The organism is Arthrobacter sp. 05T444 (assembly GCF_056395905.1).
The window spans coordinates 19,164-44,962 of the sequence record NZ_JBFTKK010000022.1; the positions used below are offsets into that span (position 1 = coordinate 19,164).

The 25,799-nt window shown below is 64.8% G+C and carries 21 protein-coding genes and 1 pseudogene; 15 read left to right on the forward strand and 7 right to left on the reverse strand.

The window, feature by feature from the left end; translation table 11 throughout:
- Positions 1-159: 159 nt before the first annotated feature.
- The 5 genes from AC1DD3_RS18015 to AC1DD3_RS18035 form a co-directional block, all read right to left on the reverse strand.
- Complete coding sequence (locus AC1DD3_RS18015; protein ID WP_230119245.1) at positions 160-1,617, reverse strand: family 43 glycosylhydrolase; 1,458 nt, start codon at positions 1,615-1,617, stop codon at positions 160-162.
- A gap of 170 nt (positions 1,618-1,787) precedes the next feature.
- Complete coding sequence (yjfF, locus tag AC1DD3_RS18020; RefSeq protein ID WP_230119246.1) at positions 1,788-2,801, reverse strand: galactofuranose ABC transporter, permease protein YjfF; 1,014 nt, start codon at positions 2,799-2,801, stop codon at positions 1,788-1,790.
- A complete protein-coding gene (locus AC1DD3_RS18025; protein WP_230119247.1) occupies positions 2,801-3,850 on the reverse strand; it encodes an ABC transporter permease in 1,050 nt (349 codons plus the stop codon). The genes yjfF and AC1DD3_RS18025 overlap by 1 nt, the downstream gene beginning before the upstream one ends.
- A gap of 8 nt (positions 3,851-3,858) precedes the next feature.
- Entirely contained in the window at positions 3,859-5,385 is a 1,527-nt protein-coding gene (locus tag AC1DD3_RS18030) for a sugar ABC transporter ATP-binding protein (RefSeq protein WP_230119248.1), read from the reverse strand.
- A 94-nt stretch (positions 5,386-5,479) separates the two neighbouring features.
- Positions 5,480-6,454, reverse strand: coding sequence for an ABC transporter substrate-binding protein (locus AC1DD3_RS18035; RefSeq protein WP_230119249.1), 975 nt, complete (start codon positions 6,452-6,454; stop codon positions 5,480-5,482).
- A gap of 438 nt (positions 6,455-6,892) precedes the next feature.
- On the opposite strand from AC1DD3_RS18035, the gene AC1DD3_RS18040 reads away from it, so the two are divergent.
- From AC1DD3_RS18040 to araA, 6 genes are all read left to right on the forward strand, one after another.
- A complete protein-coding gene (locus AC1DD3_RS18040) occupies positions 6,893-9,433 on the forward strand; it encodes an alpha-L-arabinofuranosidase C-terminal domain-containing protein (RefSeq protein ID WP_476882203.1) in 2,541 nt (846 codons plus the stop codon).
- Between the two features lie 139 nt (positions 9,434-9,572).
- Positions 9,573-10,037, forward strand: a complete 465-nt coding sequence (locus AC1DD3_RS18045) for a hypothetical protein (protein ID WP_476882204.1) — start codon at positions 9,573-9,575, stop codon at positions 10,035-10,037.
- A gap of 141 nt (positions 10,038-10,178) precedes the next feature.
- A complete protein-coding gene (locus tag AC1DD3_RS18050; RefSeq protein WP_476882205.1) occupies positions 10,179-12,419 on the forward strand; it encodes an immunoglobulin-like domain-containing protein in 2,241 nt (746 codons plus the stop codon).
- A gap of 225 nt (positions 12,420-12,644) precedes the next feature.
- Positions 12,645-14,417 carry a ribulokinase gene (gene araB / locus AC1DD3_RS18055; protein WP_476882206.1) on the forward strand — a complete coding sequence of 591 codons (1,773 nt, stop codon included), beginning with the start codon at positions 12,645-12,647 and terminating at the stop codon, positions 14,415-14,417.
- Positions 14,414-15,124 carry an L-ribulose-5-phosphate 4-epimerase gene (locus tag AC1DD3_RS18060; protein ID WP_230119254.1) on the forward strand — a complete coding sequence of 237 codons (711 nt, stop codon included), beginning with the start codon at positions 14,414-14,416 and terminating at the stop codon, positions 15,122-15,124. The genes araB and AC1DD3_RS18060 overlap by 4 nt, the downstream gene beginning before the upstream one ends.
- 47 nt (positions 15,125-15,171) lie before the next feature.
- Positions 15,172-16,692 carry an L-arabinose isomerase gene (gene araA, locus AC1DD3_RS18065; RefSeq protein ID WP_230119255.1) on the forward strand — a complete coding sequence of 507 codons (1,521 nt, stop codon included), beginning with the start codon at positions 15,172-15,174 and terminating at the stop codon, positions 16,690-16,692.
- Between the two features lie 31 nt (positions 16,693-16,723).
- On the opposite strand, the gene AC1DD3_RS18070 is transcribed toward araA, so the two are convergent.
- Entirely contained in the window at positions 16,724-17,575 is an 852-nt protein-coding gene (locus AC1DD3_RS18070) for a S1C family serine protease (RefSeq protein WP_476882207.1), read from the reverse strand.
- 13 nt (positions 17,576-17,588) lie between these two features.
- On the opposite strand from AC1DD3_RS18070, the gene AC1DD3_RS18075 reads away from it, so the two are divergent.
- The gene (locus tag AC1DD3_RS18075) at positions 17,589-18,008 is read left to right on the forward strand and encodes a hypothetical protein (protein ID WP_476882208.1); all 420 of its coding nucleotides are present in this window, start codon (positions 17,589-17,591) and stop codon (positions 18,006-18,008) included.
- A gap of 127 nt (positions 18,009-18,135) precedes the next feature.
- Positions 18,136-18,584: pseudogene (locus tag AC1DD3_RS18080) on the forward strand (alpha-L-arabinofuranosidase C-terminal domain-containing protein); the annotation flags it as partial.
- A gap of 1 nt (position 18,585) precedes the next feature.
- Here the strand turns inward: AC1DD3_RS18080 and AC1DD3_RS18085 are convergent.
- Positions 18,586-19,938, reverse strand: a complete 1,353-nt coding sequence (locus tag AC1DD3_RS18085; RefSeq protein WP_230119257.1) for a glutamyl-tRNA reductase — start codon at positions 19,936-19,938, stop codon at positions 18,586-18,588.
- A gap of 204 nt (positions 19,939-20,142) precedes the next feature.
- On the opposite strand from AC1DD3_RS18085, the gene AC1DD3_RS18090 reads away from it, so the two are divergent.
- The 7 genes from AC1DD3_RS18090 (at position 20,143) to ureG (ending at position 25,776) form a co-directional block, all read left to right on the forward strand.
- Positions 20,143-21,147: a LacI family DNA-binding transcriptional regulator gene (locus tag AC1DD3_RS18090; protein ID WP_230119258.1), complete on the forward strand. Its 1,005-nt coding sequence runs from the start codon at positions 20,143-20,145 to the stop codon at positions 21,145-21,147.
- 258 nt (positions 21,148-21,405) lie between these two features.
- A complete protein-coding gene (locus AC1DD3_RS18095; protein ID WP_230119259.1) occupies positions 21,406-21,708 on the forward strand; it encodes an urease subunit gamma in 303 nt (100 codons plus the stop codon).
- Between the two features lie 8 nt (positions 21,709-21,716).
- Positions 21,717-22,055 (forward strand): urease subunit beta, encoded by a 339-nt coding sequence (locus AC1DD3_RS18100; protein WP_230119260.1) that lies wholly within the window; start codon positions 21,717-21,719, stop codon positions 22,053-22,055.
- A complete protein-coding gene (gene ureC / locus AC1DD3_RS18105; RefSeq protein WP_230119261.1) occupies positions 22,052-23,782 on the forward strand; it encodes an urease subunit alpha in 1,731 nt (576 codons plus the stop codon). The genes AC1DD3_RS18100 and ureC overlap by 4 nt, the downstream gene beginning before the upstream one ends.
- A 67-nt stretch (positions 23,783-23,849) precedes the next feature.
- Positions 23,850-24,332, forward strand: a complete 483-nt coding sequence (gene ureE, locus AC1DD3_RS18110; RefSeq protein WP_230119262.1) for an urease accessory protein UreE — start codon at positions 23,850-23,852, stop codon at positions 24,330-24,332.
- 142 nt (positions 24,333-24,474) lie between these two features.
- On the forward strand, positions 24,475-25,146 hold the full coding sequence (locus AC1DD3_RS18115; protein ID WP_476882223.1) for an urease accessory protein UreF: 672 nt from the start codon (positions 24,475-24,477) through the stop codon (positions 25,144-25,146).
- Between the two features lie 12 nt (positions 25,147-25,158).
- Entirely contained in the window at positions 25,159-25,776 is a 618-nt protein-coding gene (gene ureG / locus AC1DD3_RS18120; RefSeq protein WP_230119263.1) for an urease accessory protein UreG, read from the forward strand.
- Positions 25,777-25,799: the final 23 nt, after the last annotated feature.

A 25,799-nucleotide genomic window follows, 5' to 3' on the forward strand; every position in this document is an offset into this window, starting at 1 on the left:
TCCCCAGCGTCAGGCCCGTCGCTCGATTTGCGTTGACGCAGGCCCGTCCCCCCGTTGCGTTGACGCTGGGTGGCAAACGCAGGGCCCGGCAGCGGGGAGCGTGCCGGGCCCTGCGGTGGAACCACCACATCACCAGTGATTCGTACCCTTACCGTGCGGTCAGGAGTCCAGAAGGAAAGTTGCGGCGGCCCTGTCGTTCTTGCCGACTTTGGCTACGGTCAGGACGCCTTGCCGGAGCAACAGATACGAACCGGGCAGGTCGACCGACTCGAATGAGGCTCCTGCCGGATCTGAAAGGCCACCCCGCCGGATGAACGCCGACGACGACCCCGCGGTGGAAGCGATCGCCACCGTTGAGCCCTGGATCCGAAGATAACGCCCCTTGGCCAGGACGGGTTCGATGACGACGGAGTTTTTCTTGGCGTAGCCGGGAGCAATCCGGAACTGGGACGCTCCCAGCGTCGGTGCCGACGAGGCGGTGACGGTTGTTCCGTCATGGACCAGGTAGGCGCCCGGGGCCGATGCGGGTTCCATTCTGACGGGCAGTTCGCCGTCCCCGACGGGAACGCCGAAATCGGGCGTTCCATCTGCGTTCCAGTACAGTCGCTGAACACGTGCATGCCTGTTGGGGTCAAAGAGCGGGTTGCCGATCGGGTCGCGGTAGGACCTGGCGTGGTAAACGAGAACGTCATTGCCTGCTTCATCCACCGTGAAGGAGTTATGACCGGGCCCGTACTGCTTTGACCCGTCGGACGTAGCCAGAACCGGCGTCGGGGCCTTGGTCCAGGAGGCCGCGTTAAGCAGATCGGCGTCTTCATTCGCCGTCAGCAGGCCTATGCAGTAGTTGGCGTCCGTCGCACTGGCGGAGAAGGTGACGAAGATGCGGCCGTTCCGTTTGATCACGGCGGGCCCTTCGTTCACCTTGTATCCCCGGGTTTCCCAGGCCAGGGTTGGCACTGCGATGCGGATCGGAGCGCTGGAGAGAGTGGACGGTGATGACATGGAAGCGATGAAGAGGCTCGAATTCACGCCGGTGTCGCTTTGGGCCCAGATCAGGTACCGCGTGCCGGCGTGCTCGAACGTGGTGGCGTCCAGTGAGAAAGAGTCGGCGTGCGTGTACACCCGGACTGGCGGCTCCCACACCGCAGTGGTCGGGTCCGCGGCGGCGGTAGATATCACGTAGATCCGCACCCGGAAAACGTCGTCGCTGTCGCCGGCGGCGAAGTAAATGTGCCATTTCCCGTCAAAGTGATGCAGCTCCGGTGCCCAGATGTAGCCTCCCATTGTCCCGGTGACAGGCCGTGTCCAGACCACAGCTTCCGGGGAGCCGCCCAGTCCTGAGATGGAGGATGAAGAGCGGAGGACGATCCGGTCGTATTCGGGCACAGAGCCGGTGAAGTAGTACTTGCCATCCGTGTGCTTCATGAGCCACGGGTCCGCCCGTTGCGGAACGATGGGGTTGATGACCGGTGCTGAACCGGCGGGGGCGGCAGCCGCGGCTGGTGCAGTCACCAGAGCGCCGGCGCCGGCGCCGGCGAGCAGCACAGCGGCAGCTGTGGCAGTCCCGGTGCCGAGGAACGAGCGGCGTGAAAACTGCGTGTTGATGGGAACATTCATGCTGAAGGCATCCTTCCTGGGTCCCCTTCGCAGCGTGCGGGCGGCAGCACTAATCGGCAGCCCGCGCGGCGCAGCAGCGAAGGGGTGAAATGGTTATGGAGCTGATGAATTGGTGTGTGAACAAATCCGGACAGCCACGGAGGGCTGGAAATGGCGTGGGACTGCCGCAGTTAGGCTCTTCTGGCGAATAGCCGCTGGAGCAGGATGAAAACGAGGAGCAGGCCTCCGATGACGATCTTGGTCCACCAGGAACTGAGGGTTCCGTCGTAGGCGATGAAGGTCTGGACAATTCCGAGTACGAGCACGCCCACCACAGATCCCAGGACGTAGCCGGTTCCGCCGGTCAGCAGGGTGCCGCCGATGACAACTGCGGCGATGGCGTCGAGTTCCATGCCCTGGGCTGCGAGGCTGTAGCCGGAGAGGCTGTAGAAGGAGAACAGGATTCCGGCGATGGCGGAGCAGAGGCCGCTGAGTGCGTAGACCAGGATTTTGGTCCTTGTGACCGCCAGTCCCATGAGCATCGCGGAGTGTTCGTTGCCCCCGATCGCATACACGGTCCGCCCGAAGCGGGTGTGGTGCAGGACGAAGAAGGCTATGGCCACAATCGCGAGGGCGAGGAGAACGCCGGGGGAGACGAAGAGGTCCCCCGGAAGCGGGATCTGGGCCTGGGCCATGTTCGTGAAGAATTCATCCGTGACCGGGATCGAGTCGAGGCTGATGACGTAGCAGAGGCCACGGGCGAGAAACATGCCGGCCAAGGTGACGATGAAGGGCTGGATGTCGAAGTATTGGATGATCAGCCCCATCAGCAGGCCCAGCCCGCCGCCGATAAGAAGCACCAGGATGATGACGGCGGCCGGATTCCAGCCGTGCTGGAGGAGGGTGGCGCTGACCATCATCGACAGTGCGACGACGGCTCCGACGGAGAGGTCGATGCCGCCGGTCAGGATCACGAACGTCATGCCGACGGCGAGCACGATCAGGAAGGTGTTGTCGATGAAGAGGTTTAGGAACACCTGGCCGGAGAGGAAGCTCGGGTACATCCCGGCGCCCACGGCGAACATGGCGATGAAGAGCCCGAGTGTTGCAAGGGTGGGCGCATAGCGGGCTCCTCCGCGAATGCGGCTGCGGGCGGGGGAGGGCTTCTTGACTGTCGGTGGCGTCAGCGTGGACAGGGGTGACATCAGACGGCGACCTTTTCCTTAGAGCCGAGTTCCTTCGAGTCGGGTTTCTTTGAGCCGGGCTTGGGGCCGGCTTTGAGGTTCCTGAGCAGGTTCCGTGCCTTTGGTGCCTGCAGCAGGCATACGGTGATGACGACGAGGGCTTTGAAGACCAGCGTCACTTCCGGCGGGATACCGAGGGTGTAAACGGTGGTGGTGAGGGTCTGGATGATGAAGGCTCCGACGACGGTTCCCACCAGCGTGTACCGGCCGCCGGCGAGTGAGGTGCCGCCGATGACCACGGCGAGGATGGCGTCCATTTCGATGTAGAGTCCGGCGTTGTTCGCGTCGGCGGCGGTGACGTTGGAGCTGATCATCAGGCCGGCGATTGCGGCGCAGGCGGCGCTGAAGACATAGACGATCCAGATGATGTTCCGTGCGCGGATACCGGCGAGCCGGCTGGCGACGGGATTGATGCCGACGGCTTCGATGAGGGTTCCCAGGGCCGTGCGCCGGGTGAGGACGGCGGCGAGCACAAAGACGGCGGCGGTGATCAGGATGGAGATCGGAAGGGTGAGGAGGTATCCGGCGCCGATGGACTTGTAGGAGTCGTTGGAGACGGAGATGATCTGGCCGCCGGTGATGAGCTGGGCGATGCCGCGTCCGGCGGTCATGAGGACCAGGGTTGCGATGATGGGCTGCACACCGATGGTGGAGACCAAGAAGCCGTTCCAGACCCCCAGTAGGAGCCCGGCGATTACTGCGATGAGAACGGCCGTGGCGGCCGTGACGGGAGAGGCCGGTTCCGGGGAGGCTACGATGTAGGCACAGGATGCTGCGCCGGCGATCGCCACGACGGCGCCGACCGAGAGGTCGATGCCCCGGGTGGCGATGACCAGGGTCATGCCAAGGGCGATAAGGATAGTGGGAGCGCCGTTGCGCATGATGTCGATGATGCTGCCGTAGAGGTGGCCGTCCTGCATTCTCAGGCTCAGGAAGTCCGGCCGGAAGATCTGGTTCAGCAGCAGTAGCAGGGTGAGGGCGATGACCGGCCAGGCAATGCGGTTTTTCATAAGGGATTTCATTGGGCACCTCCGGCGATGACCGTCATGACGTCTTCCACGGAGACGTCGTCATTCTTGATTTCGGCGACCATCGCCCTGTCCTTGATGACCGCGATGCGGTCACTGAGGCGAAGTACTTCTTCCAGTTCCGAGGAGATGAAGAGGATGGACATCCCCTCGTCCGCGAGCTTGTTGACCAGTTTCTGGATCTGGGTTTTCGCGCCGATGTCGATTCCCCTGGTCGGTTCATCGAGGATCAGCAGTTCGGGGGAGGTGACCAGCCAGCGTGCGAGGAGAACTTTTTGCTGGTTTCCGCCGCTGAGGTTGCGGATCAGCGCATCGGGGTTCGCGGGGCGGATGTCCAGGGTTGCGATGTATTCGGCTACCAGTTCATCCTGGACACGGCGGGGGATGCGGCGGGCCCAGCCTTTGCTGGCCTGCATGGCGAGCACCAGGTTGTCGCGCACGGACAGGTCTCCGATGAGGCCTTCCTCTTTGCGGTCCTCGGAGCAGAACCCGATGCGCTTGTCGATGGCGGTGCGGGGGGAGCGCAGTTTCTGGCTGTCTCCCTTGATCTTGAGAGAGCCTTCATCGGCCCTGTCGGCGCCGAAGATGAGCCGGGCAATCTCCGTCCTGCCCGCTCCGAGCAGACCCGCGAGCCCGACGACTTCACCGGGGTAGATGGATAGGTCGACGTTGGAGACCGATCCTTTCCGGCCCAGACCGCTGGTCTCAAGGAAGGGTGGCAGCCCGGCAGCTGAACCGGCCCGCGTCCGGGCCGGGGCGTGGTCCAGTTCGGCGAGGGCTTCCATGTCCTTGCCGATCATCCTGGAGATGAGTTCCATCCGGGAGAGGTCGCGGGTCATGTACTCGCCCACGAGTTTGCCGTTGCGGAGCACGGTCATGCGGTCGGAGATCTCGTAGACCTGCTCGAGGAAGTGGGAGACGAACAGGATGGCCACTCCGCGGTCACGGAGGTCCCGGATGACACGGAAAAGCTGGTTGACCTCATCGGCATCGAGGCTCGATGTTGGTTCATCCAGGATGAGGACCTTGGCGTTGATCTCCACGGACCTGGCAATGGCGATGAGCTGCTGGACCGCTATCGAGTGGGAGGACAACAGGGATCCGGGGTCAACATGGCCCAGATGCAGCTCTGCGAGGACCTCCCTGGTCCGGGAACGGACGCCCTTCCAGTCGATGGTGCCGCGGCGGCGCGGCTCCCGTCCGAGCAGCACGTTTTCTTCAACCGTCAGGTTGGTGCACAGATTGACTTCCTGGTAGACGGTGCTGATGCCGGCCGCCTGGGATTCGGCGGGAGTCGAGAACTGCTGGGGCGCGCCAAGCACCGTTATCGTGCCGGAATCAATGGTGTACACGCCGGTCAAGGCCTTGATCAGGGTGGACTTGCCTGCACCGTTCTCTCCCATGAGGGCGTGCACTTCACCCTGGAACAGGCGGAAGTCGACTCCGTCGAGCGCCTTAACTCCTGGAAATCCAATAGCTATGTCGGTCATCTCGACGACCGGAACGATTTCGTTCATCCTCGCATCTTTTCTGTGCTAGTTCTGCCGAGCGGCGGGCTGCCGTGCGGCGGCGGTGATCCGCCGCCGCACGGTCGTTCAGGGGTGCCCGGACTTAGTAAGGGCGGCTGGCGAGAACCTGCTTCGCCTGCTCCTGGGTGAAGGTCGTTTCCTTGGTCACGACACGCTCCGGAACGCTCTCACCGGCGACAACCTTCTTCGCCAGATCCATGAGCTGGTCACCGAGCATCGGGCTGCATTCGACGATGTAGTTGATCTTGCCGTTGCTCAGGGCCGTCATGCCGTCCTTCACCGCGTCAATGGTGATGATCTTGATGTCCTTGCCCGGGACCTTGCCGGCTGCTTCGATGGCTTCGATGGCGCCTAGGCCCTCATCGTCGTTATGGGCGAAGACAACATCGATCTTCGGGTTGTTCTTCAGGAAGGCCTCCATGACCTGCTTGCCGCCGCTGCGGGTGAAGTCCCCGCTCTGGGAGGCAATGATCTTGAGCTTCGGGTCAGCCTGGATGGCATCGGCGAAACCCTTCTTCCGGTCATTGGCCGGCGCGGATCCGGTCGTGCCCTGGATTTCGACGATGTTCACGGCGCCGGAGGCGGACTTGGAATCGTTGACGAGCCAGTCTCCGGCCTTCTTGCCCTCTTCGACGAAATCAGAACCGATGAACGTCTTGTACAGGGACTTATCGGACGAATCCACCGCGCGGTCGGTGAGAATTACGGGGATTTTCGCGGTCTTGGCTTCCTTCAGCACGGTATCCCACCCCGACTCCACTACGGGGGAGAAGGCGATGACGCTGACCTTCTGCTGAATGTAGGAGCGGATCGCCTTGATCTGGTTCTCCTGCTTCTGCTGCGCGTCGGAGAACTTCAGGTCGATCCCGGCCGTCTTGGCGGACTCCTGAACAGACTTGGTGTTGGCCGTACGCCAGCCGCTTTCGGCACCGACCTGGGCAAAACCCATGGTGACCTTGTCACTGCCCGCGTTGCCGGCAGCACTGCCGGTTCCGCCGCAGGCGGTCAGGGTAAGCATCGATGCGGCGGCAACCGCAATAAGGGACTTCTTAAACACAACATCCTCCCGGAAGCGTTAGTTACATGCAGGCGGGAGAATCTCGAACACCGCCATTGCTGCAAGTGAGCCGATGAGCTCTGCGACTCATTGTGAACGCTAACAAAGAATGCCGTCAAGTAGTCCGGGTCACAATTCGGTGACTTGGCTGCCTCCTCGGCCGGCCGCGCGTCCGGTGGGGGACGAGGGTGAATCCCGGGAGGGGTCCGGGGGGCAGTTCATCCGACAGCAATACTTGTCAAGCCTCTTTACAACCCCGCGAAGATGTCCAATACTTTTCCCGACGCGCATTTTGTTAGCGTTAACAGCTTCTGTCACCCATTCACCGGCGGCCACGCCCGAGGGCGGTATTGCACCCTGCAACCGTCGGCGGCCGCCCCGCCTGAGCTGCGCCGGCTAGCCGGCGGACCGTTCAATGGAGAAAGGCCATCTCTTCCCATGCCATCAAGTTCATCAAGCCCCGCAAAGCGGGCCTGCACCCTGGCGCTAGCCGGATCACTGGCAGCAGCGATGCTGTCACTGGCCCCGGCATTGGGCGCCAACGCAGAGTCCGCAAACCGAACAATCAACGTCAACGCCGCTGAGGCCGGGCCCAAGATCGATCCGGCCATGTACGGGGCATTCTTCGAGGACATCAACCAGGGCGCCGACGGCGGCATCTATGCCGAGCTCGTGCAGAACCGGTCGTTTGAATTCAATTCGGGGGACAACCGCACGTTTACGCCGATGACCGCCTGGGAGGTCCTGAAGCGTGGCAGCGACGGAACTGCCGCCGTCGTCAATGACGACAACCGGCTGAACCAAAACAACAGGAACTACCTGAAAATCGAAGCTACCTCTGCCGGCGCAGGCGCCGGCGCCGGAGTCGGGGTCCGCAACAGCGGCTGGAACGCGGGGCAGAAGCTCGAGGCGCACAAGAAGTACACCTACTCAGTCTGGGCGCGCACGTCCAACCCGGCCGGAACAAACCTGGCTGTAACGTTGGAGACCCCCGAAGGTGCCCGGCTCGATCTCGCGTCGATCAAAGTCAAAGGTGACAAGTGGGCCAAATACGATGTGACGCTGTCGCCCAAATCGTCCACCGGGGCCGGCCGGCTGGCGACAGTGGTGCAAGGGACCGGCACCGTCAGGCTCGACATGGTCTCGCTCTTCCCGAAGGACACCTGGAACGGCAGGGAAAACGGCCTTCGCAGGGACCTCGCCGAAAAGATTGCGGACCTGAAGCCGGGATTCCTGCGCTTCCCCGGCGGCTGCATCGTCAACACGGGGAGTTACGACACGTATTCGGCGCCCAATTACACCCGGGCCCGCACCTACCAGTGGAAAGACACCATCGGTCCGGTGGAACAGCGGCCCGCGAACCGTAACTTCTGGGGCTATAACCAGACGTACGGACTCGGCTACATGGAGTACTTCCAGTGGGCCGAGGATATGGGTGCGGCCCCGGTGCCGGTCGTGCCGGTCGGCGTCACGGGCTGCGGCGATAACAACAGTGCTCCGGACCAGGCAACCCTTGACCGGTACATCCAGGACACCCTGGACCTGATCGAATTCGCCAACGGTGACGCCAGTACCACGTGGGGCGCCAAACGCATTGCCTACGGCCATCCGGCGCCCTACAACCTGGACCGCCTTGAGGTTGGCAACGAAGAGTACAAGCCTGAATTCAAGGAATACTTCGTCCAGTTCCAAGACGCTATCCGCGCGAAGTATCCGAGCATCAAGATCATCAGCAACACCGGCCCGGACGACCAAGGCGCAATCTTCGACGACCTGTCCAAGTTCAACACCGATCGAAAAGTCGACATGGTCGACGAGCACTACTACAACGATCCGTCCTGGTTCCTGAACAACAATCACCGCTACGACTCCTATGACCGCAACAGCTACAAGGTCTGGCTCGGCGAATACGCATCGTTGGGCAATAAGCCGGCCAACGCACTCGCCGAAGCGTCCTACATGACCGGCCTGGAACGCAACGCAGACGTTGTGAAGATGGCCTCGTACGCGCCTCTGATCGCGAATGAGGCCAACACCCAATGGAGCCCGGACATGTTGTTCTTCAACGGAACCTCTGTGCGGACCACCCCCAACTACGAGGTCCAGAAGCTGTTCATGACAAACGTCGGCACCCAGGTGGTGCCCAGCGCGCAGAAGAACCCGGCCTCAACCGTGGTGCCGATTGCAGGGAAGATCGGGCTGTCCACCTGGGCCACCTCCGCCAAATACGACAATGTGAAGGTGACCGGCAGCGACGGGGCCGCGCTGTTCAGCGACGACTTCTCGGGCACGGCCGCCGCCTGGACGGGCAACGGCACCGGCTCCTGGTCGATCCAGGACGGCGCCTACGTCCAGTCAAGCACCACGGCACAGAACACCATGGTCACGGCCGGCAGCCCGGAGTGGAGCAACTACACGCTCAGCACGAAGGCCACAAAGCTGGCCGGTTCCGAGGGGTTCCTCGTCTCCTTCGGCGTCAAGGACACCGGAAACTACTTCTGGTGGAACCTCGGCGGCTGGAACAACTCGAAGTCCGTCGTCGAGAAGGCCGTCAACGGTGCCAAGACCACTGTCATTGAAAAGAACACCGTGATCCAGACCGGCCACGAGTACGACATCCGCATCGAAGTCACCGGGCGCACCGCGAAACTCTACCTGGACAACGTTCTGTGGGGAACGGTGGACAACACCACCGCCGATCCCGTCTACTCGGTGGTCACGAAGGATGAAAAGTCGGGCGACACCATCGTCAAGGTCGTCAACACTTCAACCGACAAAGCGCCGGTAGACATCAACGTGACCGGCGCCGCCAACATCGCAGCCACTGCTGCGGTGACGACACTCACCGAGACTGCCGACGGGCAGACCCTAGCCCCTGCTGCCAGCACTTTCAGCGGTGCAGGTCCGAAGTTCACCTACACCTTCGAGCCCAATTCCGTCACGTTCATCCGCCTGGCTGACGGCAGCTCACGCAAATAAGAGGGGTAACCCGGTCTTGAACCAGGAGGGGCCGGGCCGGCCAGCCGGCCGGCCCGGCCCGGCCCCTCCGCAGCGTTCAAAAAAACGACACCCGGGCCACCTGGCAATTTCCTCCGCGCGGCAACGTATCGGAGATCCAATGACGAATCACGTATCCAGGCGTAATGTCCTCAGGCTCGGAGCGGCTGCGGCGGCGCTTCCGTGGCTTCCATCGCTTGCAGCGGCAACCACGACGGCCGCTGCGCAAGGGCCCATGGCGACCGCCAACGGCCTTGCCTCGGCCATTACCGTGCGTCCCTTCAATCTGTCCGATGTCACCCTCGGCCCCGGAGTGTTTGCCCGGAAGCGCGAGCTGATCCTCAAGTTCGCCCGGGGCTACGACGAGCGGCGCTACATCAACGTATTCCGGGCCAACGCCGGCCTCCAGCCCATTGCCGGCGTAACCCCCTTGCCTGCCGGCGGGGAAGGCCTCGACGGAGAAGCAAACGGAAATCTCAGGGGCCATTTCACCGGCCACCACATGTCCTTGCTGGCCCAGGCCTATGCCAGCACAGCTGAGGACGTGTTCGGGACGGATCGACTTTGCCCAGCGAAGCGTCGGTGAGGCGGCCCTGCGGGACCTTCTCGTCAGCGGCGCGCAAGCGCTCATCATCAGGCTGACCTCCTGAACCGGTCCGCCCTGGCCCGCATTAGTTCCCATCCCGTCAACCGCGGCCTCGCGGCCGCCCTAACGAAAGCATCCTTCATGCCCCTAATGATTCCCAGAGCCCGCACAGGGCCGGCCGTCCTCACGGCGGCCGCCCTTGTGCTTGGCGGCCTCGCCGCAGGCGCTCCCGCCCAAGCCGCCATTGACGACGGCCTCGTCCTCAAATACAACCTGACCGAACCGGCCAGCTCCGTCGCCGAAGACACCTCCGGACATGGCCGCAACGGCGTGATCAGCGGCGATGCCACCAGCCTGGGCAGCGAAGGGCTGCAGCTCGGCGGCACGGACGCCCATGTCCGCCTGCCGAACGACGTTATGCGCGGGCTCGACTCCATCACCGTCTCCACCGACGTGAAGATCGCGCCCGACCAGGCTGCCCCCTACTTCATTTGGGGGCTGGGCAACACCACCAACGGCGCAGGCAACGGCTACCTCTTCACCACCGGAAACTCCTACCGGACCTCCATCGCCAGCGGCAACTGGTCAACGGAGCAGACCACCAGCGCCAACCGGGATCTGGCACGCGGCGCGTGGAAAACCATTACCTATACCCTCAGCGGCGGAACGGCCGTTCTCTACGAAGACGGTACGGAAGTTGCGCGCAAGACCGGCGTCACCATCACCCCGGGAAGCATCGGGGGAGGAACGACGACGGCGAATTACCTTGGCAGGTCCGTCTACACCGGAGACAAGTACCTGAAGGGACAGGTCCGCGACTTCCGCATCTACAACCGTGCCCTCTCGGCAGCCGAAGTACGCGAGCTCGGCTACGTGTCCCCGGAACAGCGGGTGGCCCTCGATCTGCAAAATCTGTCGCTCGGAGACACCAGTGCTGTGACGGCCGACCTGAAGCTGCCCACTGCCGGACCCAACGGCTCGGCTTACACTTGGACCTCCTCCGATCCGGCCTCCGTGTCACCCCAGGGAATTGTGGCCCGCCCGGCCAACGGAACCGGCAACGCCAACGTGACCCTGACCGCCACGGCCACCTCCGGCGCGGCATCGGCGTCGAAGTCGTTCTCCGTCACGGTGCCCGAAGACATCAGCGACGACCAGAAAGTCAGCGAGGCCGCCGCAGGACTGAACGTGTGGGATGCCGACGCGATCCGCGGGAACATCACCCTACCCGCGGCGGGGTTGCTCGGAACCAAGGTGGAGTGGAAGTCGAACCACGACGCCGACATCACTGCCACCGGCGAAGTCAACCGGCCCGCCTACGGCAGCCGGGCGGCAAGCGTTGATCTGCAGGCAACCGTCACTCTCGGCAAGGCGAAGTCCAAGAAGAAGTTCCGTGTCACGGTCCTTCCGCTGCCCAAGACAGAGGCCAAAGAGGGCTACGCCTTCGCGTACTTCACCGGCAACGACATCGCCGGGGAGAACATCTCCATGGCTGCCAGCCGGGGAAATGACGCACTGAAGTGGGACGAACTCAATGGCGGAAAGCCGGTGGTGAAGTCCAGTCTTGGCACAAAGGGCCTGCGCGACCCGTTCGTCATCCGCTCGCCGGAAGGCGACAAGTTCTACATGATCGCCACGGACCTCTCCATCGGCAGTGGAACCTCGTGGGACGCCTCCCAGCGCCAGGGCAGCCAGTACCTGGAAGTCTGGGAGTCAACGGACCTTGTGAACTGGTCCGGGCAGCGGCACGTCAAAGTCTCCCCGGACACCGCGGGAAACACCTGGGCGCCTGAAGCCCATTACGACGAGAAAATCGGAGCCTACGTCGTCTACTGGGCCTCCAAAATCTATGCCGACAACGACCCGGGCCACGCGGGCGGCACCCACAACAAGATGATGTACTCCACCACGCGGGACTTCCGGACCTTCAGCGAGGCCAAAGTCTGGAACGACCCGGGTGACTCCGTCATCGACTCCACTGTTATCAAGGAGGGCGACACCTACTACCGCTTCACCAAGGACGAGGCCCGTGTCTCCGGGTGCCTCGACATCATGCAGGAGAAGTCCACGGATCTGCTGGCCGTCGATCTGCCCGAAACGAACCCGCGCAACTGGTCCCTGATGGCCAACTGCATCGGCAAGAACGCCGGGACCGGCGGCGTTGAAGGGCCGACCGTCTTCAAATCGAACACTGAGGAGAAGTACTACCTGTTCGTGGATGAGTTTGGCGGCCGCGGCTACATCCCGCTGGAGAGCACCAGCCTGGAGAACCCCAACTGGAAGCTCTCGACCAACTACGAGCTGCCGCGGGCTCCGCGCCACGGCACCGTCCTGCCCGTAACCAAATCGGAGTTGGACCGGCTGCACAGCCAGCTGGGTTAAGGCCCCGCGTCTCAGCGCGCCGCATCGCAGCGTCTGACGTTTAGCAGGACAGGGGGCTCCGCCATGCCGGCGGGGTCCCCTGTGCTGTTTTTGCAACGCAGGACCTGGAAATTGGTCACGGCCAATGCTTGACGCGCGATATGTTAGCGTTCACAATCTAAGAGAATCATTTACGTTTTCGACACCGGGCACAGGGGCCAGTACCTCCCGGATGGAGGTTTTAGCATGCAATCTGTTGATGACACCGGTTTCACTGCCGGCAGCGAAAACTATGTGATCGGGGTGGATTACGGCACCTTGTCGGGCCGTGCCGTGGTTGTGCGGGTTCGCGACGGTAAGGAGCTGGGCAGCGGCGTGTTCGACTACCCGCACGCGGTGGTCACGGAGGCGCTTCCGGCGGACGTGGCGGACGTAGCCGATGGAACAGTAACCCGGCTTCCCGGGGAGTGGGCGCTTCAGGTGCCGAACGATTACCGGGATGTGCTCCGGCACGCTGTGCCGGCGGCGATCGAGGATGCGGGAATAGACCCGTCCGCGGTGGTCGGGATCGCGACGGACTTTACAGCGTGCACGATGGTGCCGGTTAAGGCTGACGGCACGCCGCTGAACGAGCTGCCGGGCTTCGCGAACCGGCCGCACGCCTACGTCAAGCTCTGGCGTCACCATGCGGCACAGGGCCAGGCGGACCGCATCAATGCGCTGGCGGCGGAGTTGGGCGAGACATGGCTTCCGCGCTACGGCGGGCTGATCTCGTCCGAGTGGGAGTTCGCCAAGGGCCTGCAGCTGCTGGAAGAGGATCCGGAAGCGTACGCGGAGATGGACCACTGGGTGGAGGCGGCGGACTGGATCGTCTGGCAGCTGTGCGGCAACTATGTCCGCAACGCCTGCACGGCCGGCTACAAGGGCATCTACCAGGACGGCAATTACCCGTCCGAGAAGTTCCTGGCCGCCCTGAATCCGCAGTTCAGGGACTTCGTGTCCGCCAAGCTGGAGCACACCATCGGCCGCCTCGGCGACGCCGCCGGCTTCCTCACCGCCGAGGCCGCTGCCTGGACCGGACTGCCTGAGGGCATCGCGGTGGCCGTCGGCAATGTGGATGCCCACGTCACTGCACCGGCCGCCAAAGCGGTGGAGCCGGGCCAGCTCGTGGCCATCATGGGCACGTCCACGTGCCACGTCATGAACGGGGACGTGCTGCGCGAAGTGCCCGGCATGTGCGGGGTGGTGGACGGCGGCATCGTGGAAGGACTCTGGGGTTACGAGGCCGGCCAGTCCGGTGTGGGCGACATCTTCGGCTGGTTCACCAAGTACGGCGTCCCGCCGGAATACCACCAGGCTGCTGCGGCGGCGGATCTGGGCATCCACGAATACCTGACCGAACTGGCCTCCAAGCAGGCGATCGGCGAGCATGGCCTGATCGCCCTGGACTGGCATTCGGGGAACCGGTCCGTGCTCGTGGACCACGAACTGTCCGGTGTGGTGGTGGGCCAGACGCTGGCGACCCGCCCGGAGGACCTCTACCGGGCGCTGCTGGAGGCCACGGCCTTCGGCACCCGCACCATTGTTGATGCCTTCCGCGACTCGGGCGTGCCGGTGAAGGAATTCATCGTGGCCGGCGGGCTGCTAAAGAACAAACTCTTGATGCAGATCTACGCCGACATCACCGGGCTGCAGCTCTCCACCATCGGCTCCGCCCAGGGCCCGGCCCTCGGCTCTGCCATCCACGCGGCCGTCGCCGCGGGCAAGTACGCGGACATCCGGGCAGCCGCGGCGGCCATGGGCTCGGCACCCGGAGGCGTTTACACTCCCATTCCGGAGAACGTCGCGGCCTACGAGGAACTCTTCCGGGAGTACCGCACTCTGCACGACTACTTCGGCCGGGGAACCAACGAGGTCATGCACCGGCTCAAGGCCCTCCAGCGGAAGGCCGCCAGCCAGCGCAACGACGCCAAGTCCATGCAGGCACGGGCCCTCCTCACCGAAGGAGTCCCCGCGTGAGCGCCCTGCTGGATACCCTGGCCCGCGTCCGGGCCGAGGTCTGCGCACTCCACGCCGAACTCACCCGCTACGAACTGGTGGTCTGGACCGCCGGCAACGTCTCCGGCCGCGTCCCGGGCTATGACCTCATGGTCATCAAGCCCTCCGGGGTCTCCTATGATGACCTGACCCCGGAGCTCATGGTGGTCACGGACCTGTACGGCACTCCTGTCACCAGCCTGTCTGCCGACGCCAACGGCGAACCGGCGCAATGGGAGAACCCTGCCCTCACGCCGTCCTCGGACACGGCTGCGCACGCCTACGTCTACCGGCACATGCCGGAGGTCGGGGGAGTGGTGCACACCCACTCCACCTACGCCACGGCCTGGGCGGCGCGGGGAGAATCCATCCCGTGCGTGCTGACCATGATGGGTGATGAATTCGGCGGCACCATCCCGGTGGGCCCCTTCGCGCTGATCGGCGACGACTCGATCGGCCGCGGCATCGTCGAAACCCTGCAGGCCTCCCATTCGCCCGCGGTCCTGATGCAGAACCACGGCCCGTTCACCATCGGCAAGGACGCCCGGTCCGCGGTCAAGGCCGCCGTCATGTGCGAGGAAGTGGCCCGCACGGTCCACATCTCACGGCAGCTGGGCGAGCCGCTTCCCATCGACCCGGGCCAGATCGAATCCCTCTACGCCCGCTACCAGAACGTCTACGGCCGCTAGGCCCCTTAACCTGGCCGCCAGGCCCCTCAACTTTTCAGGAGAAACACATGTCCGACGCCAACACCACCTCCCTCGAGTCCTACGAGGTCTGGTTCCTCACCGGCAGCCAGCACCTCTACGGCGAAGACGTGCTGAAGCAGGTCGCCGCCCAGTCCCAGGAGATCGCCGCCGCGCTGAACGAGTCCTCCGAGGTCCCGGTCAAGCTGGTCTGGAAGCCTGTGCTGACGGATTCGGATGCCATCCGCCGCACAGCGCTCGAAGCGAACTCTGATGATTCGGTGATCGGCGTGACCGCGTGGATGCACACCTTCTCCCCGGCCAAGATGTGGATCCAGGGCCTGGACCTGCTCCGCAAACCCCTCCTGCACCTGCACACCCAGGCCAACGTGGAACTGCCGTGGGCGGACATTGACTTCGACTTCATGAACCTGAACCAGGCCGCGCACGGCGACCGCGAGTTCGGCTACATCCAGTCCCGCCTCGGCATCCCGCGCAAAACCGTCGTCGGGCACGTGTCCAACCCGGAGGTCGCCCGCCAGGTCGGGGTCTGGCAGCGCGCTTCGGCCGGCTGGGCCGCCGTCCGGACCCTGAAGCTGACCCGCTTCGGTGACAACATGCGCAACGTCGCCGTCACCGAAGGTGACAAGACCGAAGCCGAGCTGCGCTTCGGCGTTTCGGTCAACACGTGGTCCGTCAACGAGCTCGCCGACGCCGTACACGGCGCCGCAGAGGCCGACGTCGACGCCCTGGTCGCCGAGTACGAGCGCCGTTATGACGTGGTTCCGGAACTAAAGGCCGGCGGCGCCCGCCACGAGTCCCTGCGCTACAGCGCCCGCATTGAACTGGGACTGCGGTCCTTCCTGGAGGCCAACGGCTCCGCCGCTTTCACCACCTCCTTCGAGGACCTCGGCGAACTGCGCCAGCTGCCCGGCATGGCCGTGCAGCGGCTCATGGCCGACGGCTACGGCTTCGGCGCCGAGGGCGACTGGAAGACCGCCATCCTGGTCCGCGCCGCCAAGGTCATGGGAGCGGGACTGCCCGGCGGCGCCTCGCTCATGGAGGACTACACCTACCACCTCACCCCTGGCCAGGAGAAGATTCTCGGCGCGCACATGCTCGAGGTCTGCCCCTCCCTGACCGCCACGAAGCCGCGCGTGGAGATCCACCCGCTCGGCATCGGCGGCAAGGAAGACCCCGTCCGCATGGTCTTCGACACCGACGCCGGCCCCGGCGTCGTCGTGGCCCTCTCCGACATGCGCGACCGTTTCCGCCTCGTGGCGAACGCCGTCGACGTCGTGGACCTCGACGAGCCGCTGCCCAACCTGCCCGTCGCCCGCGCCCTCTGGTCACCGAAGCCGGACTTCGCCACCTCCGCCGCCGCGTGGCTGACCGCCGGCGCGGCGCACCACACGGTCCTCTCCACCGCCGTCGGCATGGACGTCTTCGAGGACTTCGCCGAAATAGCCCAAACCGAGCTGCTGACCATCGACGACGGCACCACCATCAAACAGTTCAAGAAGGAACTCGCCTGGAACGCCGCCTACTACAAACTCGCCGGCGGACTCTAGCCCCTCCTGCAGCCTGATTGCGTGCCCGGCCTTACGGGGCCGGGCGCGCAACAAGCTGAACTTTGACCTCCTGCCTGTCCGACCCCCGGCGGAATTCAACCGTCACGGTCTGCCCTGGACTCTTGCTCCTCAGTGCGGCGAGCAGGTCCTCGGGAGACGCGAGCTGGTCGCCGTCGAGCCTGACGAGCACGTCACCCGGGCGGATGCCAGCCTTGGCTGCCGGCCCACCCTCCTGGACCGAGAGCGCCAGCGCGCCCCGGGTGTCCGGCAGGCCCAGCCGGTCGGCGATCTGCTGGGTGATGTCCCCCAGCCCCAGGCCAATGAAGGAGTGATCGGCGGTGCCGTCCTCCCGGAGTTGGTCTGCCACCTTCACCACGGTGGCGGCCGGGATTGCGAAGCCAAGCGCCACCGCCCCGGACGACGGCGGAATGTACGCCTCGCTGATGCCGACCACCTCGCTCCTGCTGTTCACCACGGCGCCGCCGGAGTTGCCGGGGCTAATCGCGGCATCGGTCTGGATCAGGTCCACGAGGGACTGGCTGCTTGACGCCGATCCCGGAATCTCCCGGTGGAGGCCCGAGATGATCCCCGCCGTCGCCGTGTTTTCGAATCCCAGCGGCGAGCCAATAACCACTGCCAGCTCGCCGATCCGGGGCAGTTCTGACTGGAACTTGGCGGCGGGGAGGCCTGTCCGCTTTGCCTCCACCAGTGCTAGATCCGAGATCGCGTCAGTTGCCCGTACGTTTCCGGCCACGCGCTGGCCATCGGCGAAGCCCACTTCCACTGTGCTGTTGCCTCTCACCACGTGCTCGTTGGTGAGTATCAGACCCTCCTGCGAATACACCACGCCGCTTCCCAGTCCGCCGTCGGTGAAGACTGTCACCACGGAAGGCTGGATGTTGCTGACGATCGTGGGAATGTCGGCCGCCCCTTGTGCGGTTGCCTGGCCGGTGCCACCCTTACCCGGCGTTGAACTGCCCGTCGTCGAACTGCCCGTCGTCGAACTGCCCGGGGTCGAACTGACCGGCGTTGAACTGGCCGACGGCCCGCCTGCAACAGCGCCTCCCGAAGCGCCTCCCGAAGCGCTCCCCGAAGCGCTCTCAGATGCGCTGCCTGAGGGGGCGCCTGAAGACTGCGTGGACGACGGCGGCGCCGGATTTGGCCCGGGCCCGGTGCAGCCGCACGCAACGGTTGCGACGACGGCCGCCACGCCGAGGATGCCCGCCGCGCGGGACGCGCTGTGGGGTGTCGCTAGCCCGAGGTTCATCGAACTTCCTCTCGCTGCCGGACCTGTTCGAAAGCTGATTAAAAGCTAATCCCGGCAGGGAGCGGCTGCCAGAGTGGATTAGTTTGCCATTTCCGTCCGGGCTCTTGACGCGCGGTCAAGCAACCCCAAAACTGGTTTCTATAACGTTGTAAAACGAATGCATCAGAAGTGAGGACATCGCCCCGATCATGACCGAGCCCGGCGGCCGCGCCTGGAAGCAGACCATATTCCACCCGTTCGCCCTGACCTCGCGGCATGCCGCAGGCACGGTACTGCAGCTCGCCGTCGAATCCCCACTGTTGAGCGGCGGCAAGACGGCGGACTTCGCCGCGCTCTCCGCTGTGGCGACCTTTGACGCCAAGGCCGGCGAAGCGGTGGTTTTCGCCGTCAACCGTTCGTCGGCCGAGGACCTGACCCTCGACGCCTCGGTGGCCGGGCTGGGCAACGTGCGCCTCATCGAGGCGGTCACCTACGACAATAAGGACCGTACTGGCACGCCACTGCGGACGACTCCACGTCCGTGCTGCCGGGGGAGAACGTCAGTGCAAAGCTCGACGACGGCCGCCTCACCGCTGTCGTGCCGGCGGTGTCCTGGTCAATGATCCGCTTGGCTGTGGAGTCCTGAACTAACCCGCCGCCGGCATGATGCGGACCGGCTCCTGCCGGTCCGCATCATCGGGTTCCACTTTCAGTCCGTAGAGGGCCTCGAGGGCGGCAGTGTAGTCGTCCTGCCGGCCCGCGGCGGCGAGTTCACGCGCCCTGGCCGTGGGCACGTGCAGGAGCTGCCGGACCACCCGCCGCAGCGCGAACTCCACGGCCTCGGCGGTGGCAGTGCAGCCATGCTGGTTCTTCACCCGAGCCATTTCGCTGGCCAGCACCTGCTGCATGTGTCCGCGCAGGGCCACGATGGCCGGATCCATCACCCGCGCCTGCCGCTCCTCCTCGTACCTCAGCGCAGCCTGCCGGACCAGCTCCGCTGCCCGCCGGACACCGTCCGAGTGTTCGCGCGGTGCGGCAAGCCGCACCTCATCGAGCGTGATCAGCTCGATTCCGGGCAGCTCGCCGGTGGCCGGTTCAAAGTCCCGGTTAAGGGCAAGATCGACGACGACGAGACGCTCGTTCGTGCCCTGCCGGAAGAGCCTGAAATCCTCGGTGCCCAGGCGGGTTCCGCGCCCGCTGCAGCCGATAACCACGTCCGCGCCCTGCAGCGCGGCTGTCAGTTGGGACCGTGTCAGTGCCGCAGCGCCGCGGGGCGCGGCAAAGGCCTCAGCGCGTCCGGACCAGGAGAACACAGACACTTTGGCGCATTTTCCGGCCGCCAGCAGCGCCAGGGTGGTCCCGGCGTAGGCCCCCGTGCCGATGACAACCACCGACAGGCCGGATGGGCAGCTTTTTGCCAGCCTTGCGGTGGCCAGGTCCAAGGCCACGGAAACCATCGAGCGCCCGGCGTCTCCCAGCGTTGTCAGGGCCCCGACGTCGCGCGCGGCCCGGGAAGCGGCCTGGAAGAGACGGATGAGGGCGCCGCTGGCAGATTCCGATTCCTGGGCGGACGTGAGTGCCCGGCGCAGTTGGCCCGCGATTTCGCGTTCGCCCACCACCGCAGAGTCCAGGCCCGCTCCTACCGAAAAAAGATGCTCGGTCAGTGCCGCGCCGGCCAGGAAATCCAAGGACTGCGCCAGCTCTTCTTCGGGGATGCCGGAGCAGCGGCTGATCGCTGACTGCACGCGCCGGCGTGCAGCAGACGGCTCCGTGCCGGACGAAATCTCGAAATAGACCTCGAAGCGGTTGCAGGTGGACAGCACTACAGCCCCCGCTACGTGGGCGGGTTCCACAACAGCTGCAGGGGTGATCCGCCGCGGGCCGGAGCCCAGCCGTGCCAGGAAATCCAACCCCGTTCCGCGATGCGAGGCAACCAAGGCAAACAGCCGCCCGTCCGGGGCAGTCCGGCCCCCGACGGGCCCCTCAAGACTTTGCGACACGTCTGCCCCTCTTCCTCAACATTCCTCCGCGACGAGGAGTCCCACCACGAAACCCTGTGGCCAGGCGCCGTTGCCCGGCCACAGAGCTTGGAGACCTTGAAACAGGGTGGGCCCCCCACCTTGGGAAATACCTGCGGGCGGGGCGGTCCGCCGGACTTTCTGCAACGATGTATCCAGACGTATCGCCGTGAGAAGGAGCCTTGGATGGCTGTGACCATGAATGATGTTGCACGTGCAGCGGGGGTTTCCCTGAAGACGGTGTCCAACGTCCTTAATGACTATGAGTTCATCAGGCCCGCAACCAGGCAGAAGGTGCTGGATGCCATCGCCGAGCTTGGCTATGAGGCCAACCTGACGGCCCGGAGCCTCCGGTCAGGAAAATCGCGCATGCTTGGCCTGGTTCTGTCCGACCTTTCAGCGCCGTACTACGCGGAGCTCGCCTCGCGTCTCATGACCGTGGCCTCCGCCCGGGGCTATCGCGTGCTGATTGAGCAGTCGGCCGCTCTCGAGGCCAATGAGCTCAGCGCCCTGCAGGGGCCCTTCCGGCAGCTGACGGACGGACTGCTGTTCACTCCGCTGGCGCTGGAGCCGGACACGGTGGCTGGCCGGCGCGGAAGCAAGCCACTCGTGATGCTCGGCGAGCACATCGACGACGCCCGGTTCGACCTTGTCACGATGAAAAACGTGGGGGCTGCCCAGGCAATCACCGCCCACCTGCTGGCGGGAGGCCGCCGTCGGATAGCAGTGATCGGAGCGGCAGTGGAGGACCACACCGGAAGCCCCGGCCTGCGCCTGACCGGCTACCGGGCGGCGCTCGCCGCCGCCGGGGTGGACTTTGATCCCGCCCTGGTAGTGCAGTCCGAGTGGCGCCGCGACGCCGGCGCGGCGGCGGTGGGCGAGCTGCTGGACAGCGAAATAGGGTTCGACGCCGTCTTCGGCCTGAACGACGCGTTGGCGCTGGGCGCCATGCATGAGCTCCTCGTCCGCGGTGTGAAGGTGCCGCAGGACGTCGCCGTGGCCGGCTTCGACGACATTGATGAGGCCCGGTTCGCGTCGCCGTCTCTCACCACGGTGTCACCGGGCATGGAGGAGATCGCCGAGCGCTCGGTCGGGCTGCTGATCGACCGGATCGAAGGGACGGAGACAGCGGATAGGGGTGTCCACATTGAAGCCGGGTTCGAGCTGAGGATCCGCGCCTCGGCACCCTAGGGGAGGTGCCGGACAGCCCGCGCCTGCGGCCCGGTGACTGGACCCGCCGCGAAACCGGAATCGGAAATCTCGCGGAAATGTCCACGGCTTACGCTGGTCACGCACCGCCGCACGGGTGCATTGTTGCTTAGGTTCATTGTTGCTTAGGTTCACGGTTGCTCAGGCAGTGTTGTGCAGGCGCTGTCGTGTAGGCACAGTTACTGGGGAGCATTTGCCGGGGCGCGCCGCGGTGGTGCCCGTCGTAGAAGGGATTCCGTAATGCACCTGTTGCCCCGCGAGCAGGAGAAGCTCATGATCGTGGTCGCCGCCGACCTCGCGCGTCGCCGCCAGTCGCGCGGACTCAAGCTGAACTTCCCCGAGGCGGTCGCCATCATCAGCTATGAACTGATCGAAGGGGCGCGGGACGGGCGCACCGTGGCCGAGCTCATGAGTTACGGCACCACGCTGCTGGGCCGCGACGACGTCATGGAGGGCGTGCCGGAGATGATCCACGACGTCCAGATCGAAGCCACGTTTCCGGACGGCACCAAGCTCGTCACAGTCCACGATCCCATCCGATAGGGAGCCCCATGATTCCGGGAGAGTATGTCCTGCGGAGAGAACCGCTCACCGTCAATGCGGGACGCGAGGCGGTCGACGTCGCGGTTGTTAATACGGGTGACCGCCCTGTGCAGGTGGGCTCGCACTACCACTTTGCCGAAGCCAACAGCGCCCTGGAGTTTGACCGCCAGGCAGCCTACGGGCGCCGGCTCGACATCCCGGCCGGGACCGCGGCACGGTTCGAGCCCGGCGACAGCAAGACAGTCAGGCTGATCGAGCTTGCCGGCAGCCGCGAGGTGTTCGGGCTGAGTAACGCGGTCAACGGAAGCCTAGGGCCGGCACAGTCAACGGCTGGGGGAGCACAGTGAGTTTCGAGATGTCCCGCAAGCAGTATGCGGACCTGTACGGCCCGACGACGGGCGACGCCATCCGCCTGGCCGACACCGAGCTCTTCCTCGAGATCGAGAAGGACCTCACCAGCTACGGCGAGGAAGTGGTGTTCGGCGGCGGCAAGGTGATCCGCGACGGCATGGGCCAGAACGGCCAGGTGGTGCGGGATGAGGACGTCCCGGACACCGTGATCACCAACGTGGTGGTGCTGGATTACACCGGCATCTACAAGGCGGACGTCGCTCTCAAGGACGGGCATATCTTCAGGATCGGCAAGGCCGGGAACCCGCAGATCGCCGACGGCGTGGACATCGTGATCGGCGCCAGTACGGAGATCATCGCGGGGGAGCGCAAGATCCTCACCGCCGGCGGAGTAGACACGCATATCCACTTCATCTCCGCGGACCAGGTCCCCACGGCGCTGTGCAGCGGCGTGACCACCATGGTGGGTGGCGGCACCGGCCCGGCGGAAGGCACCAAGGCCACCACCGTGACGCCCGGCAAATGGCACATTCAGAGGATGCTGCAGGCGGCCGAGGGCCTCCCCATCAACATCGGCCTCTTGGGCAAGGGGCACGCATCGGCGGTCGAACCGCTGGCCGAACAGATCCGTGCCGGGGCCATCGGCCTGAAGGTCCACGAGGACTGGGGCTCCACCACCTCCTCGATCGACACCTCCCTGAAAGTTGCGGACGACTACGACGTCCAGGTGGCGATCCACACCGACACCCTCAATGAGTGCGGCTTCGTGGAGGACACCATCCGGGCCATCGACGGCCGCGTCATCCACACTTTCCACACCGAGGGCGCCGGCGGCGGCCACGCCCCCGACATCATCAAGATCGCCGGCCTGCCCAACGTCCTGCCCGCCTCCACCAACCCCACGCTGCCGTACACCCGGAACACCATCGAAGAGCACCTGGACATGCTCATGGTGTGCCACCACCTCAACCCGGACATCCCGGAAGACGTGGCGTTCGCGGATTCCCGCATCCGCGCCGAAACCATCGCCGCCGAGGACGTCCTGCAGGACATGGGGATCTTCGCCATAACCTCCTCCGACTCCCAGGCCATGGGCCGTGTGGGTGAGGTGATCACCCGCACCTGGCAGGTGGCGGACAAGATGAAGAAGCAGCGCGGAGTGCTGAGGGACCCCGCCGGCGGCACGCACGGATCCGCAGAAAGCGACAACTTCCGGCTCAAGCGCTACGTGGCGAAGTACACCATTAACGCGGCGATCGCCCAGGGCATGGCGGACTCCATCGGCTCGGTGGAGGAGGGCAAGTTCGCGGACCTGGTGCTCTGGGATCCGGCGTTCTTCGGCGTGAAGCCGGAGCTCGTGCTCAAGGGCGGGCAGATCGCCTACGCGCTGATGGGCGACGCCAACGCCTCCATCCCCACCCCGCAGCCGCGCACGATGCGGCCCATGTTCGCCACCTTCGGCAAGGCGCTGCAGCAGTCCTCCATCACGTTCTTGTCCCAGGCCGCCATCGACGCCGGTGTGCCGCAGGAGCTCGGACTGGAGAAGGTCATCCGGCCTGTCTCGGGGATCCGTTCGCTCACCAAGGCCGACCTCAAGTACAACGATGCGACCCCGGACATCGAGGTGGATCCCGAGACGTACAAGGTGAAAGTCGACGGCGAGGACGTCACGTGCGAACCTTCGGATGTGTTGCCGATGGCCCAGCGCTACTTCCTCTTCTAGGCGCTACCGGTTCAAAGCACTACCGCTGTCAAAGCACTACCGCTGTCAAAGCACTACGGAGAACGACATGATCATCGAGAAGATCCTGGGCAACCTGCACGACCAGGCCCCGGGTACGGATCCGTACTTCGGGCTGCACACGGAGAAGGTGGTGCTGCCCAGCGCCCAGCTGGTCAAGCGCATCCAGCGCGTCATCACCGACCACGGCAAGGAACTGGGCATCCGGCTTCCCGCGGGTTCTGCGGACCTCCGCGACGGGGACGTCCTCTTCGTAGCCGAATCCAACATGATCGTGGTGTCAGTGCTCCCCACCGATGTACTGGTGATCGCGCCACGGACCGTCCACGAAATGGGCGTCGTGGCGCACTCCCTTGGCAACCGGCACCTGCAGGCGCAGTTCTTCGACGCGGCCTCCGAGTATGCGGCCGAGGTCATGGTGTGCCAGTACGACCACACCGTGGAGGACTACCTCAAACACGTCGGAGTCCCCTACGACCGCCAGGAACGCGTCATGCCCGTACCCTTCCGCCATGCCGAACACTCGCACTGAGATCGAGTCCGCCGGTCGAGCGGACTCCGCCGGTCGAGCGGGCTCCGCCGGTCGAGCTTGTCGAGACCAGGTTTCGCTCCCCAACCGCTCCCTAACCCCGCAAGCCCGGCCAGGGAACCCTGCGGTCGTGGCCCCAGGCGCAATCAGCGGGGGCTATCAGCTCGCCCTGCAGCAGCTCACAGACTCCGCGTTGCCCACTGGGGCGTTTGCGCACTCTCTTGGCTTTGAGACCTATATTGAGCGCGGGCTGGTGCATGACGAGGAGACTTTCGGGGTGTGGTTGTCAGCGTTCATCGGGCAGCAGCTGACGTACTCTGACGGGCTGGCCATCCGGTTCCTTTATGAGGGCGGCTCGGTTGAGGAGCTGGATTCCCTGCTCACGGCTCAGCTCCTGCCGCGGCAGCTGCGCGAGGCCAGCATCAAGATGGGCACCCGGCTGCTGGAGATCGGCTCCGAAGTCTTTCCGTCTCCCGAGCTCGTGGCGTACCGGGAGCTGGTGACCGCAGGCCGGGCCGCCGGCCATCAGCCGCTGGCGTTCGCCGTCGTCGCCCGTTCCCTGGGCGTCCCGCTTCCCGAAGCGCTCGCCGCCTACCTGTTCGCCGCGGTCACCTCGCTGACCCAGAATGCGGTGCGAGCCATTCCGCTCGGGCAGAACGCCGGCCAACGGCTGCTGCGGAAAGCGTCCGACGGCGTCGCTGCCGCCGTCGGGCACGTCAGCCACCTTTCGCCGGACGACTTTGGGGCAGTCAGCCCCGGGCTGGAAATTTCGCAGATGCGGCACGAGCGCCAACGTGCCCGCATGTTCATGAGCTAGTAGGAGGACACAATGTCTGAACCCATCAAGATCGGCATCGGCGGCCCGGTTGGCGCCGGCAAGACCCAGCTGGTGGAGCGTCTCACCCGCCACATGAGTCGCGAAATTTCCATGGCCGCGATCACCAACGACATCTACACCATCGAGGACGCCAAGATCCTGGCCGCCAACGGAATCCTTCCGGAGGACCGGATCATCGGAGTCGAAACCGGCGGCTGCCCGCACACCGCCATCCGCGAAGACACCTCCATGAACACCGCAGCCATCGAGGAGCTCAAAAAGCGCCACCCGGACCTCCAGGTCATCTTCGTCGAGTCCGGCGGCGACAACCTTTCCGCCACGTTCAGCCCCGAACTGGTGGACTTCTCGATCTACATCATCGACGTGGCGCAGGGCGAAAAGATCCCCCGCAAGGCCGGGCAGGGCATGATCAAGTCCGACCTCTTCATCATCAACAAAACCGACCTCGCCCCGCACGTCGGCGCCGACCTCACTGTCATGGAGCGGGACTCTCGCGAGTTCAGAGGTGCCAAGCCGTTCTGCTTCACCAACCTGAAAACGGATGAAGGGCTGGACGCCGTCATCGAATGGGTCCGCAGGGACGTCCTGATGCTCGACCTGGCGCAATGAGCGCGACGGCGCGTGGTTCGGCC

Coding starts and splice junctions, on each gene's coding strand:
- AC1DD3_RS18100 (WP_230119260.1), top strand. CDS start 21,717: ATGATTCCGGGAGAGTATGTCCTGCGGAGAGAACCGCTCACCGTCAAT.
- yjfF (WP_230119246.1), bottom strand. CDS start 2,801: ATGTCACCCCTGTCCACGCTGACGCCACCGACAGTCAAGAAGCCCTCC.
- AC1DD3_RS18095 (WP_230119259.1), top strand. CDS start 21,406: ATGCACCTGTTGCCCCGCGAGCAGGAGAAGCTCATGATCGTGGTCGCC.
- araB (WP_476882206.1), top strand. CDS start 12,645: ATGCAATCTGTTGATGACACCGGTTTCACTGCCGGCAGCGAAAACTAT.
- AC1DD3_RS18030 (WP_230119248.1), bottom strand. CDS start 5,385: ATGAACGAAATCGTTCCGGTCGTCGAGATGACCGACATAGCTATTGGA.
- AC1DD3_RS18050 (WP_476882205.1), top strand. CDS start 10,179: ATGCCCCTAATGATTCCCAGAGCCCGCACAGGGCCGGCCGTCCTCACG.
- AC1DD3_RS18015 (WP_230119245.1), bottom strand. CDS start 1,617: ATGAATGTTCCCATCAACACGCAGTTTTCACGCCGCTCGTTCCTCGGC.
- araA (WP_230119255.1), top strand. CDS start 15,172: ATGTCCGACGCCAACACCACCTCCCTCGAGTCCTACGAGGTCTGGTTC.
- AC1DD3_RS18075 (WP_476882208.1), top strand. CDS start 17,589: ATGTTGCTGACGATCGTGGGAATGTCGGCCGCCCCTTGTGCGGTTGCC.
- ureE (WP_230119262.1), top strand. CDS start 23,850: ATGATCATCGAGAAGATCCTGGGCAACCTGCACGACCAGGCCCCGGGT.
- ureG (WP_230119263.1), top strand. CDS start 25,159: ATGTCTGAACCCATCAAGATCGGCATCGGCGGCCCGGTTGGCGCCGGC.
- AC1DD3_RS18045 (WP_476882204.1), top strand. CDS start 9,573: ATGACGAATCACGTATCCAGGCGTAATGTCCTCAGGCTCGGAGCGGCT.
- AC1DD3_RS18040 (WP_476882203.1), top strand. CDS start 6,893: ATGCCATCAAGTTCATCAAGCCCCGCAAAGCGGGCCTGCACCCTGGCG.
- AC1DD3_RS18090 (WP_230119258.1), top strand. CDS start 20,143: ATGGCTGTGACCATGAATGATGTTGCACGTGCAGCGGGGGTTTCCCTG.
- AC1DD3_RS18025 (WP_230119247.1), bottom strand. CDS start 3,850: ATGAAAAACCGCATTGCCTGGCCGGTCATCGCCCTCACCCTGCTACTG.